Raw genomic sequence first — 17,380 nt, 5'->3', positions numbered from 1 at the left:
TTATTAATGGGATGGAAAATAATCTTTAATTTGCGTTAAAGCATTCTCAGCGAAAATGACTTTACCGTATTCTTGAAGACGATAAATGGTTACAGAAGACTCATGTCCATATTCCATTAGCTGACTTAAAATATTTTCTTGTTGATCATCACTCATATTTTCATCATTGAATTGAATATATAAATAGTAGGTGTCTTCAAAATGAATGAGAGAATTATCCATATTATGCTCATTCGTCATATAATGGCTCAGCTGAATGACATCTTCAAATTCATTAAAACGTAACGTAAAGTTCAATGGTTCAAAGACACCCTCTTTTGAATCATGTTCTTCATTATCTGGTTCTGTTTCGCTTTGATCTGTATCACTGTATTTATCATCAAGTAAAGATTCTAGTTTCTCATCCATCGGTACATCAATCGATTTGCCGTCATCACTAGGGAGTTCGAGCTTTTGACCATCTTGGGAAACCTGCGCTTTTGTGACGATCACTTCTAAACCTTTGTCCATAGCCTGAACTTGAATCCACAGCGGTCCATCAGCTTGAAAGTTTTCCTGATCGTTTACTTCATCCATCATTTCCCAGAAAAGCTGCTCACTTCGCTCACGATTGTACCAAATTTCTTCACGGTCAAATCCGAGCTGTTCAACATCATGATAAGAAACGTAAAATTTAACAGTGTTTTCGTTTATGCGTTCGATTTCCATGTGTGTCTCTCTCCCTTCTATCTTTTAGTATGGCGGAAGGGATCGTTCACCCTAATACGCTTACTTTTACCTTACCCGTTAGGCAAAAACTTCAACCATCGTGATGGGTAACACTTATAAAGATTGATGTTACTTTTATTGTATGACAGGAATCAGTAAATGGAAAACAAATTGCTTGATTTCAACGTTTGACCATTGCCGAGCCTTTTTTAGGAAAGGTTGACTTCCCATTGTAGCTTATTTTAAATCGTTTGTCATTAAATTGTAGGAGGATTCTCGAATGAATTGGGACTTGCTTGAACCTATTTTTATCATTGTGTCAATTGATCTTATTTTAGGTGGAGATAATGCAGTAGTCATAGCTTTAGCAAGTAGGAATCTTCCTAAACATCAAAGAAGTAAGGCGATCTTTTTAGGGACAGGCTTAGCCATCGCTGCCCGAGTCCTGTTGACCACAGTGGCCTTATATTTGCTGCACATACCATTTCTACGCTTAATTGGTGGAATCCTTCTTTTATATATTGCGATTAAATTGCTAACTGATACAGATGATACGCAACATATTAAAAGTAGTGATAACCTCTTTACTGCTGTAAAGACCATTGTGTTTGCAGATATCGTCATGGGGTTTGACAATGTTCTAGCGATTGCTGGGGCTTCACACGGTGAAGTCTTGCTTGTGATTCTCGGCCTGCTGATTTCTGTTCCAATTATTATTTTCGGAAGCCGTTTTATCTTATTGTTAATGGATAAGTTTCCGATTCTTATTTATATAGGAGCGGGGATTCTCGCCTTTACAGCTGGCGAAATGATCCTGGAAGACCGAAGAATCATAACATACCTTGAACCGAATTCCATCATTCACTACATTTTTCCTGCTTTTGTAGTGCTGCTCACCATTGCTTTCGGTTATTTTATGAACAAAAAAACCCAAACAGCTTAAGCTAACCTTAAGCGACTGGATGGACAAGATCCCTCATCTGAACAATCACCGCACGTGAGAAAAAAAGCTGCATCTCCTCATTTATCAGAGATGCAGCTTTTTATTTTAATTGACTAAGCGTTGTGCTTCTCTAAGTTGGAAAGTACGTACGCTTCGCGGTAAGAAACGTCTGATTTCATCCTCATTGTAACCTACTTGCAATCGCTTATCATCAATAATAATCGGTCGGCGCAGCAGCCCAGGATTTTCTTGGATAAGGTCAAACAAGTCTTGCATAGGCAATTGATCGAAATCAACTTTTAACTTTTGGAAGACTTTCGAACGGGTAGAAATAATTTCTTCCGTGCCATCTTCAGTCATTCTTAGGATTTCCTTGATCTCATCGATCGTTAGCGGTTCAGAAAAAATATTTCTTTCCGTATAAGCAATATTGTGCTCCTCAAGCCACGCTTTTGCTTTCCGGCATGATGTACAACTTGGTGAGGTATAAAGTGTTACCATACTGAAACTTCACTCCTCAAAATGTATTGTATTTCATTATTTGACTGCTTATTAATTTAAAATTAGTATAATCTAATCTTATATAATAACTATAACACACATGTCAACTGAAATCTATAACACCTAAGTAAAAAATACCGTAAATCACTAATAATCCTGCAAAATTTACAAACTGTACTATATGCAGTACCACTAACCACCATGATATTTGCAAAAAACATATACTTCGTACTCGGTTATATTTTCAACTATTCCAAACGATTGAAAATCCCCGCCTAAAAAGCCGGGGATTACATCTGGCCATTTGATTATTTTAAATCTTTCAGAATATCATCAGAATCACGATCTTCATCTAGTTTTAATACCTCGTCCACTGGTTGATAAGACCTTCCATAAAATTCGCTGTCCTTATACGTATGAATTTCCTCATACATTTTCTTCATTTGGTCATAAATACTTTCTTCAGAAGCATCTTCAGGAGACCAATAGAGGATTTCCATCGGAGTCGGTTCATTTGTAGCTAGAGATCTTCTTGAATATCCGATTGATTGAGCATGCTTGAAACCTTCTCGTTGATAAAAATGAAGACGTTTGGCCGAGTCAGTATCTTCGTAGTCTACCGGCTCCACTTCCAAAATAATTGGTTTTCCTTTTGCTTTCATTTTCTCAATAAGCTTATGCCCTAATCCTTGCCCACGGGAGGCAGCTGAAACGTACACATAGTCAATGAAAATAAACGAGTTAAACTCTGCATACATTAACACATGGTATTCACCTTCATCTTTATAATACACTTCACTTTTTTCTTTTAGTAAAGCTTCCATGTGTTCTTGTGATTTCATTTCCTCTACTGGAAAATATTGATTCAACTTTTCATACCAGTTCATTGATCTACTCCCTTTAGTCATTATCATCTTTCATTATACAGAATAATTGCAAAATTGTTAAATGCATTTGAAAAAACGCTTATTATTTACTTTCCCGATTGTTCTATTCTCTAATCAAAAAAGCACTGGGAATCCCCAGTGCTTTTGCCAGAACACTACGGTGTATAATCTACATTAGGCGTGTAATTATTCGTAGCATTCCAAATTAAATACTCATTTATACCATTTTCTTGTAAGGCTTTAATTTGCGCCTCCACTTCTGCTTTGCCATATTGCTTTGCAGGACCAGAATAGAGCCATGGTGCTTCAAAATCCTGAATCCATGGGCGCGATGTTGGAGGATCCTCCAGTTTACTTAAGACTTCATTTTCTATTTTGGCATACGAGCTAATCGTCTTGTATGGATGCAGATCAGGCTTATCCAACCCGAAAAAAGGTCCCCAGTGACTCGGGTAAATCATCGATGAAATCACATCAACATGGCTGGATATTTTCGAAAAGTTCTGGCCGATATTGGGAGCTTCTTCAATTGTGGCCGCATAACCGAAAATATCAACGGAGACATCCACATCATAATGGCTTAGCTCCTTTTCAGCATATGCCACAAAATCAGATACCGCTTTTACACGTTTATCCACGTTACTCATTTCTAAATCCGCATAATCACCTTGGCTGTATTCCAGTTCCTCATCACGTGTTCCGAAGCCTTCTGGAAAACGAACATAATCAAATTGGATCTCCTGGAATCCCAGTTCAGCAGCCTTTTTCGCAATCTCCAAATTATATTTCCATACTTCCTTCATAAATGGATTTACGAAAGCTTCTCCTCGTCCGTTCACCCATACCTCTCCATTTTTTGTATAGGAAAGATCTGGGCGTTTCTTAGCAAGTAATGAATCTTTGAAAACGACAATTCTGGCAATTGGGTAGATACCCTTTTCCTCCAACTTTTCGAGCATAGCCCGCGGGTCATCAATATAAGGCTGCGCTATATCCTCATAAGGAGAACCTTCCGGTGGGTCAAAGGTGATATTGCCGTGGTCTTCTTTTATATCAATAACCATGGCATTTAAATCCGTTGACTCTACCAGTTTTGTCAGGTCCTCCATATTTGATCCACCTGCTGAAGGACCAGTTACATAGATTCCCCGGACAGCTTCGGGGTACTCAAAATCTAAACCAGAATCGTACAAAAAGCGGGCTGCAGTTTCTGGCACTTTAAGGGTCTTCAGCCCAAGTTTCTTGCCGGCAAGCAATTGTACTTCTTTAGGAGCTGCTTCATCTGCACTTACGTTATGTATAGGGAATGCGCAAACTACCAAAAGCAGACTTGTCAAAAAGAGTACGAGATGTTTCTTATTCATGATATCCTACTCCTATTTTATATGCTCTCCTAAGTATATAAGAATTACCATCACATTGGATAGTACTTTATGACATTTTTTGTAGAAATTTTTAAAGAATGCTGTTTTTTAGAAGAATATTCCTTTGCAAAAAAAGAAGAGACTTTGCACTTTCTTACAGTGCAAAGTCTCTTCAATCATTCTCTAACTTTTTACAGTCGTTCCATGTTCTTTTTGATAGTGCTCATATTCCTTCGTTGTGCATAATACCCAGTGGCCCGGACGCACTTCTCTAAATTCTGGCTCTTCACTTGTATCGTGGTCATTAGGATCATAAGTGAAACGCTCGCGGTTACGTTCATAATCCGGATCAGGCAAAGGAATTGCCGACAGCAAGGATTGTGTATAAGGATGAATCGGGTGCTTATAAAGATCTTCTGCACTCGCTAACTCAACCATTTTGCCAAAGTACATAACCCCAATACGATCACTAATATATTTTACCATCGATAAGTCATGGGCGATGAACAGATACGTGAGGCCATGATCTGCTTGTAACTGCTTAAGCAAATTAACCACTTGTGCTTGGATAGATACGTCTAAAGCAGAGATCGGTTCATCTGCGATAATAAAACTTGGGTCCACAGCTAGTGCTCTTGCTATCCCAATACGCTGACGCTGGCCGCCACTAAATTCGTGAGGATAACGAGCCGCGTGTTCTTTATTTAAGCCAACCGTTTCCAGAAGTTCATGCACACGGTCTGTGCGGGCATTGTCATTCGCAGCAAGGTTGTGGATGTCCATCCCTTCCGCAATAATATCCTCGACCTTCATACGAGGGTTTAAGGATGCATATGGATCCTGAAAAATCATCTGCATTTCACGATTAAATTTTTTAAGATCATCGCGGCTTTTCTTAGCGTGAACATCTTCCCCGTTAAATAACACTTTGCCGTCCGTTGCATCATAAAGGCGGATAATGGTGCGGCCTGTTGTGGACTTCCCACAACCAGATTCTCCTACAAGTCCAAACGTTTCCCCTTTATAAATATCGAACGTCAATCCGTCAACGGCTTTGACGACACTGTGACGGCCTGTTTTAAAATGTTGCTTTAAATTGGTTATTTCTAGTAATTTTTCTTGACTCATACACGATCACCTTCCGTTGCCTTAGCCGTTTTAGCCATGCCTTCCATACGTTTCTTTATAGCCGGAGGCGGATCAATATCCGGAGCATGCTCATGCAGCAGCCATGTTGCGGCATAGTGAGAATCCGATACTTTAAACATCGGAGGTTCTTGCTCCAAGTCGATTTGCATAGCATATTGGTTACGAGGGGCAAAGGCGTCCCCTTTTGGCGGATCAAGCAGATCTGGCGGTGACCCTGGAATTGCATATAGCTCTTCATCTGCGCTGTCTAGAGATGGCATAGAACCAAGCAATCCCCACGTGTAAGGGTGCTTAGGATTGTAGAAGATATCGTCAACTGTTCCTATTTCGACAATGCGTCCAGCATACATAACCGCTACACGATCAGCCACGTTCGCCACAACACCCAGGTCATGGGTAATAAAAATAGTGGCAGAATCAGTCTTCTTTTGAATATCTTTCATAAGCTCTAAAATTTGAGCTTGAATGGTTACATCAAGAGCCGTTGTTGGTTCATCCGCAATCAGCAATTTCGGATTACAAGCCAGGGCAATCGCTACGACCACACGTTGACGCATTCCTCCAGAAAACTGGTGAGGATATTGCTTCATACGGTTTTGCGCATCGGGAATACCAACGAGCTCAAGTAATTCTACAACCCTCTTTTGGGCCTGAGACTTACTCATTTTTTGGTGCTTAATAAGGCCCTCGGCAATTTGATTACCCACTTTCATCGTTGGGTTAAGAGATGTCATCGGATCCTGAAAAATCATAGAGATTTCTCTTCCCCGTATCTTCTGCATCTGCTTTTCGCTCATTTTAGTAAGATCGCGGCCTTCAAAAAGAATCTCTCCTTCTTTAATGCGGCCAGGCGGCATAGGAATCAGTTTCATGAGTGCTTTCGTCGTAACTGATTTACCAGAACCCGACTCTCCTACGATCGCCAGTGTTTCTCCTCGTTTTAGATCGAAGTTCACACCACGTACAGCCTGTACCTCACCTCCGTAGGTGTCAAAGGATACATGCATATTTTTTACTTCTAGTAATTTTTCCATAATTACACCTACCTCCTATTCGCGCATCTTCGGATCAAATGCATCCCGAAGACCGTCAGCTAGTACATTAAATCCAATCATAATCAATGAGATAACGACAGCTGGGAATAATAACATATGTGGATATATTTGCAGAGATGAGAAACCAGCATTAACCAATGTTCCCAGAGAAGCCATTGGTGTTGGCAGTCCAAGACCAATAAAGCTTAAGAAAGCCTCGAAGAAAATGGCACTAGGGATGGTAAACATAGTGTTAATAACGATTAATCCCATAACGTTAGGAATTAAATGCCTTCTTAAAACTCTATTATCAGAAGCACCTAATGTTTGCGACGCTAGGACAAATTCTTGGTTCTTCAGCTTTAGAATTTGCCCCCTGACTATCCTGGCCATCGATATCCAGGACGTTAAGGCTAAGGCGATTATGATTGATATTATTCCGGGGTCCAGAATTAAGATCATCAAAATAACGATAACTAAGTTTGGAACACCAATTAAAATCTCAATGACACGCTGCATATAATTATCGACGCGTCCGCCATAATAGGCAGATATTCCACCATAAGCAACCCCAATTAACATATCAATGGCTGTAGCAACAATCGCGATGAACAGAGAAACTCTGGTACCGTGCCACGTTCTTGACCATTGGTCACGTCCAAGCCCGTCGGTACCGAACCAATAATTTTCTTTCACATCTTTCGCAGCATATACATCATATTCTGCTTCCACTTCTGCCGGTTCGCCATTGCCGCCTTCACTCACAATGGTTGTGTCAATATATTCTTCCTGATTGTTAAAACGCATTAGTGCTTTCTCTTTTGCTTCCTCTACAGTAGGAGCGCTTTCTACCGTGCTTAACGTTCCATCAAAGCCTAACCAGCCAAGACCATCAATCTTAGGCGGCATCTTGGCAACTGTTAAATCCTGATCATACTGTCCAAAATCATTCATATACGGCCCAAATATTGCGAGAAGTGTTAATATAATTAAAACAACAAGACCGACCATTGCGCCGAAATTTTTACGCAATCGAATGAAAGAGTCTTTCCAGAAAGACAGTGCCGGTCTGGCTATCTTCTCATTCTCTTCATCCTTAATATCTACTGGTACAAATAAATCCTTATTTGGTTTGTGATTATCCATAATAGGTACTACTCTCCTTCTGACAGTCGAATTCTAGGATCAATGACTCCATATAATAGGTCAACGATTAGGACGATCGTAACAAACAAGACTGAAATTAATAATGTTGTACCCATAATAATTGGGAAGTCGTTTGTGTTAACTGATTTAACAAATTGTTCGCCAAGACCTGGTACAGCAAAAATATTTTCAATAACGAGCGTTCCTGTTATTAACCCGATAGCTAGTGGTCCTAGAACGGTAACAAGCGGAATTAGTGCGTTACGCACCCCATGTTTAAACACAACTCCAAATTTATTTATACCTTTAGCTCGTGCTGTTGTTATATAGTCTGAACCCATAACCTCAAGCATTTCTGTTCGCATAAAACGGGCTGCAATCGCCATTGGAAAGATAGCTAAAGCTACTGTCGGCAATACCGTATGCTGCCACGTTCCCCAGAGGGCAACTGGAAACCATCCTAGTTTTACGCCAACATAATACTGTAGAATCCCCGCAAATACAAAGGAGGGAATCGATTGTCCGAGTATGGCTGCGAAGGTAGAACCATAGTCGAGCGGACCATTATGATAGAGAGCTGAGACTAACCCGAGCAATACACCGAATATAGTTCCGAAAAACATCGCCTGGAACCCTAACTGCATGGACGGTCCTAAACGTGTCATAAGAATATCCGTCACTTCACGATTATCAAACTGGAAAGAAATTCCCATATCACCTTGAGCTAGTCCAACCATATAATTAAAATACTGAACTGGAACTGGATCATCCAATCCGTACTTTTCCAATACAATCTGCTGTTGTTCTTCTGACAATTTATCTGCAGCACTTAGGGGAGTGCCGGGTAAGAACTTCATTAAAAAGAATGACAATGTTGCAATTAAAAACACTGTTAAGAACATATATACTAAACGCTGTAATATATAACGTCCCATATGAACACCTCCTAAAAAATAACCCCATCATAACCTTTGTCGAAATTAACTGAAATTTGTCTATTATTAGAATATTTCCTTTGCAGGGAAAAAGAGAGCATATGCCAACTTTTTTGGACACATACTCTCTCCCTATTAGCCAGCCTATATGTGGTTAAATATTATTTACCTTCAATATAAGCATACTTGTAAGTGTAATCAGGCCCCATTGGCTGAACAAATACGTTCTTCACATATGGCTTCCAAAGCTGTGCTAGTGCACGCTGATAAAGAGGTGCAAGAACAGCATCTTCTTGAATCAGCATTTTCTCAGCTTTAAGGAATGTTTCGAAACGTTTTACTGGCTCCATTGCTAACTCAGTATTCGCTTTCTTGATTAAAGCATCATACTCTTCGCTAGCATATCCAGTGTGGTTATTTCCGCCATCTGTTACCCACATGTTAAGGAATGTGTTCGGGTCAATGTAGTCAGGACCCCAACCAGCGTTTTGCAACTCATAATCCATATTCTTATCGCGCTCGATACGGATTTGGAATGGAACGCTTTCTACCTTAATAGTAAGACCTTCTAACTGCTCAAGCTGGTCTTTAATGTAAGCATCAAGGTTTTGCGCTGTTTCAGTGTCTCCGCCAAGGTAGCTAAGTTCAGCTGTTTCGATGCCCAGCTCTTCTTTAGCTTTTGCCCATAGCTCTTTAGCTTTTTCTAAGTTGTACTCTACAAGCGGGCCGTTAATTTCACGGAAATCTTCCCCAGTTTCAGGGTGTTTAACAAAGTTCTTAGGAATATCCCCTACTGCTGGAATAGAACCGTTATTAAGGATAACGTCAACCATCGCTTGACGGTTAATGACCATTTGAATCGCTTTACGTGCATTTACGTTAGACAAAATTTCATTTTCCTGGTTCATCTTAAGGTAAAATAATGTAGGCTCTTCTTCAATACGGAACTCATCAGAAGAACGATATTCATCAACGAATTCTGCTGTTAGTGTTGTACGATCAATCTCACCTGTTTGATAAAGGTTAACAGCTGAAGATGTTTCTTTTACAACACTGACATTGATTTGCTGAAGCTTAACTTCATCAGCATCCCAGTAGTCTTCGTTCTTTTTAAGCGTCCAGCCCTCTCCATGGTTCCATTCCGTCATAACGAAAGGACCGTTTGAAAGAACTGCGTCAGCTTCCAGCGCATAGTTTTCACCTTGCTCTGTTACAAACTTTTCATTCATCGGCAAGAACGTACCGAATGTAGTCATAGACTCAAAGTATGGAACTGGTTTTTCTAGTGTTACCTCTAATGTATAGTCATCTACAGCCTTAGCTCCTAATTCTTCAACAGGCATTTCACCAGATGCAATGGCTGAAGCATTCTTAACTACTCCGCCCAACATGTATGGACCATACTCAGAACCTGTATCCGGATTAACGGCACGCTGCCACGCAAACACGAAGTCATGTGCTGTTACAGGATCACCGTTAGACCAGACTGCATCTTCACGAAGTGTGAACGTCCAAGTAAGGCCGTCTTCACTTACTTCATGACTTTTCGCAATTCCTGGTTCAGGTTCACCGTTTTCACCTAAACGGTAAAGACCATCTTTCGTAGAACCTAACCATTGGAATGCAACAGCATCAGTTGCTAGAGATGAATCCATTGTCGGAATTTCTGCTGTTTCTGAAAGGTTAAGTACCTGTTCGCTGTCTCCAGATGCACTTTCTCCATCACTGCCGCTGTCAGAGCCGCCTTCAGATCCAGTTTCTGAATCTCCGCCTCCTGAACAAGCAGCGAGGAACATGCTTAACACTAATGCTAGTGCCAGCAATAACCAATTTGTCTTTTTCATGTAGAAAATGACCTCCCCTAAATAAATATGAATTTTGATGTGGCGTTTTGTCCACATTACGAATTATACAAGTTTTCTAACTATTTTGCATTACCTTTTTTTTAAAAAAATTGCAGAATGCCCGCTATTATTACGTTTAGGTAACACAAAACATGACTAATTACCTAGTTTATTTTACAGAAAATCAATTTAACTATTAAAAGTTTAGGAGAGTTTCGGACTACTTTATTAGATAAAAGCAATAAAAAGTAAAAGGAGAGTGCTGGCACACTGGCCAACACTCTCCCATAAACCTATTTGCCTTCAATATAGGCATATTTGTAAGTGTAGTCTGGCCCCATCGGATTAGAGGTGACATTTTTCACATATGGTTTTACAAGCTGTGCTCTTGCACGCTGATAAAGCGGCGCAAGGACTGCATCCTCTTTAATTAATAATTGTTCAGCTTTCAGAAAAGCTTCAAAGCGTTTCTCCGGCTTCAAAGCAAGCTCTGTCGCTGCTTTTTCAATTAAACTGTCATATTTTTCACTTGAATAACCCGTTTTATTGTTGGCTTGACCTGTCACCCAAATGTTCAAGAAAGTATTCGGGTCAATATAGTCAGGGCCCCAGCCATAATTCTCCAGGTCGTAATCCATACTCTTGTCTCGTTCCAGCCGCACCTGGAAAGGCACGCTTTCTACTTTAATGCTCAATCCTTCTAGTTGTTCAAGCTGATCTTTAATATAAGCATCAAGGTTCTGGGCTACTTCTGTATCGCCGCCAAGATATCGCAATTCAGCTGTCTCAATACCTAATTCATCTTTTGCTTTTGCCCAAAGTTCTTGAGCTTTCCCTACGTTTGTTTCAATGAGAGGTCCGTTAATCTCCCTGAAATCTTCCTCTGTTTCAGGGTGTTTAACAAAATCACCTGGTACAATTCCACCTATAGGAACGGAACCATTATTTAGAATTACGTCAACCATAGCCTGGCGGTTGATGACCATTTGAATGGCTTTGCGGGCATTTTTATTTGCGAGTATTTCATTTTCCTGATTCATTTTCAGGAAAAAAGTTGAAGGCTCTTTTTCGACTTGAAATTCTTTTGAAGAGCGGTATTCATCTACGAATTCTGAGGAAAGATTGACGCGATCTACTTTTCCAGTTTCATAAAGATTAACAGCAGCAGAAGTTTCTTTTACAACACTTACATTAATTTGCTGCAATTTAACTTTGTCTGCATCCCAGTAATCTTCGTTCTTTTCAACTGTCCAGCCTTCTCCGTGGCTCCACTCCGTCATAATGAACGGACCGTTTGAAAGTAAGGCATCTGCCTCCATGGCATAGTTGTCACCTTGTTCTTTTACGAACTCTTCATTCATCGGCAGAAATGTACCGAAAGTGGTCATGGATTCGAAGTATGGTGTTGGCTGCTCTAACGTTACTTCAAAAGTATAATCATCTACAGCTTTTACACCCAGTTCATCAACCGGGATCTCTCCCTGTGAAACGGCTGTCGCATTTTTAATAACGCCGCCCATCATATAAGGGCCGTATTCAGAACCTGTATCCGGGTCAACTGCACGCTGCCATGCAAATACGAAGTCATGGGCTGTTACAGGATCCCCATTAGACCAAGTCGCATTTTCCCGTAAATCGAATGTCCACGTTAAACCATCTTCGCTTACCTCATGGCTTTTCGCGATCCCGGGCTCTGGTTTACCATCTGGACCGAGCCGATACAGTCCATCCTTCGTTGAGCCCAGCCATTGCGAAGCCAGTGCATCAATAGTTAATGATGAGTCCATGGAAGGGATCTCGGCTGTTTCGATCAAATTAAGTACTTGTTCGCTTTCAGAAGATGATTGTTGCTCATCCCCGCTGTCAGATGCTCCTGTTTCGGATGACCCACCCGAGCAGGCGCCAAGCAGCAGGCTGATTGCAAGCCCTAAAGCCAACAATAGCCATTTTGTGTTTTTCATGTGGAAATGACCTCCTGTGAAGTAAAATTATGTGGGAAATACACACGTTCCGTATTATACAATTAATCAAATTATTTTGCATCTTCTAATTTAAAAAATTAAGAAAATAAACTAAATTTTCATAGAAACATTAATGTCAAAACATGCTATAATGTGTAGGAGTTTTTTAGAAGAAAGGCGGAATACTTCATGAGCATCGTTCGCAGCAAATGGACGAGTGTGTTCTTAAACTTGTTCTTATGTACGATCTTTTTTTTCATCTGGGCCCCAGCTGCTAATCTTCATCATTTTATAAACTTTTTATTTTATTTTACCTGTTTTTATTTATTTACAGGGTTGATTCTATGGGTTGTACGTGGAGGATTATTCAATGGGATAACGTTCGGTATGCGCCGATTTATCAGTCAAATGTCCCGAAACAAAGATTATCTTGATGACTGGAAAGAACGTCCTCTTCCTTCCGAAACCATTCATCGCTCCTTACCTGGTTTCTTCTTATTTCAGGGGACCATATTAGCGATATTTTCCATTATCTTGTTGATCGTGTATTATAGGTAATACAACCTGGGCTTGCAAACAAGATCGAATTCTTCTATAATTTTTTAAAAGATATTTAAAACAATTAAACGGCAAAGATCAAGCAGAGTACTTTTATTCTATTGCTTATAGAGAAACTGTGGCTGGTGTAAACAGTGAAGCGGGATAAAACGAATCTGGGGCTTGGGAGCATGTTTACGTATGTTCGGCGATAACGAATATGAGCTGACTTTTACATGAAACGGACTTGCTGCCGGCATTTCGTTTCTTTCATAAAAGTAACAAGGGTGGCACCGCGAAACATTCGTCCCTTCCTAACATGGAAGCGATGGATGTTTTTTTGTTATTAAAAATAGATGAGGTGAAGAGAATGAAAACAATTTTCTCAGGAATTCAACCTAGTGGAACACTGACGTTAGGAAACTACTTAGGCGCCATGAAGCATTTTGTCGATTTACAGGATGAGTACAATTGCTACTTCTGTATTGTCGATGAACATGCCATTACGGTTCCACAGGAGCGACTAAAGTTACGAGACAATATTAAGTCGCTGGCAGCCTTATATGTTGCTTCTGGAATCGATGTAAACAAATCTACACTGTTTATTCAATCAGAGGTTTCTGCGCATACCCAGCTTGGCTGGATGCTGCAATGTGTAAGTTACATCGGAGAGCTTGAACGCATGACCCAGTTCAAAGATAAATCACAAGGTGGTAAAGAAGGAGTGACATCAGGACTGCTTACCTATCCTCCATTAATGGCAGCTGATATTTTGTTATATAAAACGGATATCGTTCCTGTGGGAGAGGATCAAAAGCAACATCTAGAATTAACCCGAAACCTGGCGCAGCGGTTCAACAATAAATATAATGATATTTTTACCGTGCCAGAAGTACGAATTCCTAAATCAGGCGCTCGAATTATGTCACTTCAAGAGCCAACGAAAAAAATGAGCAAGTCTGACACCAACCAGAAAGCGTTCATTTCCATGCTTGATGATGAGAAGAAGATTACTAAAAAGATTAAAAGTGCCGTGACCGATTCTGAGGGGATAGTGGAATATGATAAGGAAAATAAACCAGGGATCGCGAACTTACTTACCATTTATTCGGTCTGTTCTGGCATTTCTGTTGCAGAACTTGAAGAAAAATACAAGGATGCCGGCTATGGGCAATTTAAAGCCGATGTCGCTGAAGCTGTTGTCGCCACTTTGAAACCTATCCAAGAGCGTTACGAACAGCTAATCGATTCTGCTGAGCTGGATGACATGCTAGATCAGGGGGCTGATCATGCGAGTTTCCATGCAGAAAAAATGTTGAAGAAAGCGAAGAAGGCTATGGGACTCGGCCGGGTGAAGAAAAAATAGCCGATGTTCTGTATTGGGAGTCGTCGGGTTCTATCCTAATAGGGAGTGGTTCGGACTTTGAGCGGCTGAGTTCTCCCTTTATTGAGAGAGATTCGAACCTTGAGTTGCTGAGTTCTTCCCTTATTGAGAGAAGTTCGGACCTTGCGCGGCTGAGTTCTTCCCTAAGGGGAGGTTCGGACCTTGAGACGATGGATTCTCCCCTTATTGAGAGAAGTTCGGACCTAGACCGGCTGAGTTCTCCCCTTATAAAGAGAAGTTCGGACTTTGAGCGGCTGAGTTCTCCCTTTATTGAGAGAAGTTCGGACCTTGAGCAGCCAGGTTCTCCTCTAATAGGGAAAGATTCGGACCTTGAGCCGATGGATTCTCCCCTTATTGAGAGAAGTTCGGACCTAGACCGGCTGAGTTCTCCCTTTATTGAGAGAGATTCGAACCTTGAGTTGCTGAGTTCTCCCCTTATAGGAAGAGGTTCGGACCTAGACCGGCGGGGATTCCCCTTATTGAGAGAAGTTCGGACCTTGCACGGCTGAGTTCTCCCTTTATTGAGAGAGATTCGAACCTTGAGTTGCTGAGTTCTTCCTTAAGGGGAGATTCGGACCTTGAGCCGATGGATTCTCCCCTTATAAAGAGAAGTTCGGACCTTGCGCGGCTGAGTTCTCCCCTAATAGAGAGAGATTCGGACCTTGAGCCCCCGGATCCTTCCCGAAGCACTAATTCAAACAAAACAAAGCCAGAATTGAGCTAAACACTCAATTCTGGCTTTTTATATGCTTCTCAGCTTTTTGATATTCCCCTTGCCAAATGGTTTCAAAGAAAGGCTGCCCTTTAACAAGTTTCCCGCAGAGTTCTTCGTGATGTATAGTCCAGCCATGTGATGTGCCGTGATACAAACGGTCCCAAGCCTCATCAGTCGTTAATTCTTTGATCGACTGATACTCAACAGGGTTCCATTCTGTTAACCAGTAACGAATTTCTTCAGGATAATCAGAATGTTTTAATTGATCAAGGGCCATCATTAACAATTGCTTCAACTGTCGTTCACGCCTGGTTAAGCCTGACATTTTTTCTGGCTCTAATGAAAGGATATGATATTCTTTGGTGAATTCCTCTTCCATTTTGTAAGTAGCTGGCTTCTTGCCCTGGACCATTTCAAAAACCAGTCGTTCTTGTCTCGGAATTAATCTGCTTTTTTTAACAGGAAGTGTGTAACCCAAGGTATCAAATACAATGACATCGTGCCCGTTCGTCACTACGGCAGCATATTCAATGGTATGCCGTTCTTGATTCTTCTTCATATAAGTTCTTTTTTGTACATCTTGCAAAAGTGACATGGGTAAGTCCTGCAGATCATTCTCAATACTTTCATAAAGCTGATCCTCTACGAGCAGCAGTGGGATTTGATCAACAATTTCAATTCCATCCTCCTTGCGCCACTCGTGAAATCGGCATACGTTGTAACCATTCTCTTCTCCTTCAAACCAGTTAACCCATAAATCGTGCATATATAGCATCGTGCACCCTCACTTTCTTACAGTGATCTCTTTAGGTTACATTATGACCAATACTGGCTTTTTTATTCTTTCAAACCATTATTTAGTAAAGGAATCACTCATCAATAAGAGTGCAAGGGATATTAGCAATATTCCTAGAGGGAACAAATAACACTCTGGCCGGTCCCTGATAAATAGTAAGAATTCGATCCAGTCTAAACCAGCAGGAATCAGGTTTAAATAGGTGATCGTCACGGTCCCGCCTGCTACTGAGAAGCCAAATCCAGTTAAAAATAATAACCACCGTCCCATTGCTTGTCCTCCCGATCTTGCTTCCTTTGTTTATAGTATGAAAAATTGCAGGTGGACATGCCTTCCAATAATCGAGCATTTCATACATAATTCCTCTTTACTTCAATCGAAATTACAGGTAAATTTAATGGAGGAGCTTCCAGATAGAAAGGATGATTATGTATGACAGCTAAACGCTCCACGCGCAGACGGAAACGGCGTCTTCGCAAGAGAAGGGTGTTCGTAGCTGCATTACTCCTAGTTTTTATTACATCTATAGGTTATGCAGGTTATGAATATATGATGGGAAAACAGGATTCCCTCGGAAAAGTCTCCGGTGAAAATGGAGAAGTTCAACTAGAAGAAATGTCTAGTAAATATAAAGAAGCCTTCGAAGGCGTTGACAATCATGACGGGGTCACCAATGTCCTGTTGTTGGGTGTTGACCAGCGAGGCAGTGAAACACCGAGGTCAGATACAATTATGATTGCCCAATATGATCCTGAGAATGAGACAGCTAGACTTGTTTCGATCATGAGGGATACCTACGTGAATATCCCTGGTCATGGATATAATAAAATTAATGCTGCCTTTGCATTTGGCGGACCCGAATTACTTCGGAAAACGATTGTAGAGAACTTTGGGGTAAAACCTGAATACTACGCTATCATTGACTTCGACGGTTTTACACACATTGTAAATACACTAGCTCCAAATGGTGTAAAAGTTGATATTGAAAAGGATATGCACTACAACGGCGGGAAAGACACAAACATCGATCTTAAAGCAGGTACTCAGCGATTAAATGGGGATGAGCTGCTTGGGTATGCCCGCTACCGCGGAGATGCCAGAGGAGACTTTGCCCGTGTTGAACGACAGCAAAAGGTTATTAAACTATTAAAAGATGAACTTTTATCATTTAGTGGTGTATTAAAAGCACCTCGCTTGATCGGCACGATTCAGCCGTATGTGGATACAAATATGGGAACGTCTAAGATTCTGTCACTTGGAAAAGACTTTATTCTGAATCCACCGAAAGATATTGAAACCTTATCTGTTCCGACGGATGACAATGTGTGGAACCAGCGCAAGCCTTTCCCAGTTGGACTAGTACTCGCACATGATGAGCAGGAAACAGCTCAAACCATTCAAGAATTTCTCGAATAAAAAAAAGAGAATTTGCGTTTTACAAACACAGCGGTATAAATAAATCCCAATGTCACATGG

The 17,380-nt window shown here is 40.8% G+C and carries 16 protein-coding genes and 1 other annotated feature; of the genes, 4 read left to right on the top strand and 12 right to left on the bottom strand.

Annotated elements, in window-relative coordinates; all coding sequences use genetic code 11:
• Window positions 1-3 precede the first annotated feature (3 nt).
• Window positions 4-708: an adaptor protein MecA gene (mecA, locus tag G6R08_RS17655; RefSeq protein ID WP_163529814.1), complete on the bottom strand. Its 705-nt coding sequence runs from the start codon at window positions 706-708 to the stop codon at window positions 4-6.
• A 280-nt stretch (window positions 709-988) separates the two neighbouring features.
• Here mecA and G6R08_RS17650 point away from each other — a divergent pair, with 280 nt between their 5' ends.
• A complete protein-coding gene (locus tag G6R08_RS17650) occupies window positions 989-1,651 on the top strand; it encodes a TerC family protein (protein ID WP_163529812.1) in 663 nt (220 codons plus the stop codon).
• Window positions 1,652-1,756: 105 nt separating this feature from the next.
• Here the strand turns inward: G6R08_RS17650 and spxA are convergent, their stop codons facing one another.
• From spxA to G6R08_RS17605, 9 genes are all read right to left on the bottom strand, one after another.
• The gene (spxA, locus tag G6R08_RS17645) at window positions 1,757-2,152 is read right to left on the bottom strand and encodes a transcriptional regulator SpxA (protein ID WP_079529418.1); all 396 of its coding nucleotides are present in this window, start codon (window positions 2,150-2,152) and stop codon (window positions 1,757-1,759) included.
• 308 nt (window positions 2,153-2,460) lie between these two features.
• Window positions 2,461-3,039, bottom strand: coding sequence for a GNAT family N-acetyltransferase (locus G6R08_RS17640; protein ID WP_163529810.1), 579 nt, complete (start codon window positions 3,037-3,039; stop codon window positions 2,461-2,463).
• A gap of 155 nt (window positions 3,040-3,194) precedes the next feature.
• On the bottom strand, window positions 3,195-4,403 hold the full coding sequence (locus G6R08_RS17635; protein WP_163529808.1) for a putative glycoside hydrolase: 1,209 nt from the start codon (window positions 4,401-4,403) through the stop codon (window positions 3,195-3,197).
• A 183-nt stretch (window positions 4,404-4,586) separates the two neighbouring features.
• A complete protein-coding gene (locus G6R08_RS17630; protein WP_163529806.1) occupies window positions 4,587-5,531 on the bottom strand; it encodes an ABC transporter ATP-binding protein in 945 nt (314 codons plus the stop codon).
• Complete coding sequence (locus tag G6R08_RS17625) at window positions 5,528-6,586, bottom strand: ABC transporter ATP-binding protein (protein WP_163529804.1); 1,059 nt, start codon at window positions 6,584-6,586, stop codon at window positions 5,528-5,530. Before G6R08_RS17625 ends, G6R08_RS17630 begins: the two co-directional genes overlap by 4 nt.
• A 15-nt stretch (window positions 6,587-6,601) precedes the next feature.
• The gene (opp3C, locus tag G6R08_RS17620; protein WP_163529802.1) at window positions 6,602-7,732 is read right to left on the bottom strand and encodes an oligopeptide ABC transporter permease; all 1,131 of its coding nucleotides are present in this window, start codon (window positions 7,730-7,732) and stop codon (window positions 6,602-6,604) included.
• An 8-nt stretch (window positions 7,733-7,740) separates the two neighbouring features.
• Window positions 7,741-8,667 carry an oligopeptide ABC transporter permease gene (opp3b, locus tag G6R08_RS17615; protein WP_079529412.1) on the bottom strand — a complete coding sequence of 309 codons (927 nt, stop codon included), beginning with the start codon at window positions 8,665-8,667 and terminating at the stop codon, window positions 7,741-7,743.
• 161 nt (window positions 8,668-8,828) lie between these two features.
• Entirely contained in the window at window positions 8,829-10,511 is a 1,683-nt protein-coding gene (locus G6R08_RS17610; protein WP_163529800.1) for a peptide ABC transporter substrate-binding protein, read from the bottom strand.
• Window positions 10,512-10,804: 293 nt separating this feature from the next.
• A complete protein-coding gene (locus G6R08_RS17605) occupies window positions 10,805-12,472 on the bottom strand; it encodes a peptide ABC transporter substrate-binding protein (RefSeq protein ID WP_163529798.1) in 1,668 nt (555 codons plus the stop codon).
• 189 nt (window positions 12,473-12,661) lie between these two features.
• Between G6R08_RS17605 and G6R08_RS17600 the strand changes: the two genes are divergently transcribed.
• Window positions 12,662-13,030 carry a DUF3899 domain-containing protein gene (locus tag G6R08_RS17600; RefSeq protein WP_163529796.1) on the top strand — a complete coding sequence of 123 codons (369 nt, stop codon included), beginning with the start codon at window positions 12,662-12,664 and terminating at the stop codon, window positions 13,028-13,030.
• 65 nt (window positions 13,031-13,095) lie between these two features.
• Window positions 13,096-13,324 (top strand) — a binding site (T-box leader).
• Between the two features lie 55 nt (window positions 13,325-13,379).
• A complete protein-coding gene (gene trpS, locus G6R08_RS17595) occupies window positions 13,380-14,375 on the top strand; it encodes a tryptophan--tRNA ligase (protein ID WP_163529794.1) in 996 nt (331 codons plus the stop codon).
• 746 nt (window positions 14,376-15,121) lie between these two features.
• Here the strand turns inward: trpS and G6R08_RS17590 are convergent.
• Both G6R08_RS17590 and G6R08_RS17585 read right to left on the bottom strand, forming a co-directional pair.
• Window positions 15,122-15,883: a DUF3603 family protein gene (locus tag G6R08_RS17590; protein ID WP_163529792.1), complete on the bottom strand. Its 762-nt coding sequence runs from the start codon at window positions 15,881-15,883 to the stop codon at window positions 15,122-15,124.
• A gap of 78 nt (window positions 15,884-15,961) precedes the next feature.
• Window positions 15,962-16,174: a YuzI family membrane protein gene (locus G6R08_RS17585; RefSeq protein WP_163529790.1), complete on the bottom strand. Its 213-nt coding sequence runs from the start codon at window positions 16,172-16,174 to the stop codon at window positions 15,962-15,964.
• Window positions 16,175-16,336: 162 nt separating this feature from the next.
• On the opposite strand from G6R08_RS17585, the gene G6R08_RS17580 reads away from it, so the two are divergent.
• Entirely contained in the window at window positions 16,337-17,320 is a 984-nt protein-coding gene (locus G6R08_RS17580; protein ID WP_163529787.1) for an LCP family protein, read from the top strand.
• Window positions 17,321-17,380: the final 60 nt, after the last annotated feature.

This window comes from Halobacillus ihumii (genome assembly GCF_902726645.1).
In the GTDB taxonomy this organism is placed as follows: Bacteria; Bacillota; Bacilli; order Bacillales; family Halobacillaceae; genus Halobacillus_A; species Halobacillus_A ihumii.
This window is presented reverse-complemented; position numbering and strand designations above follow the sequence as displayed.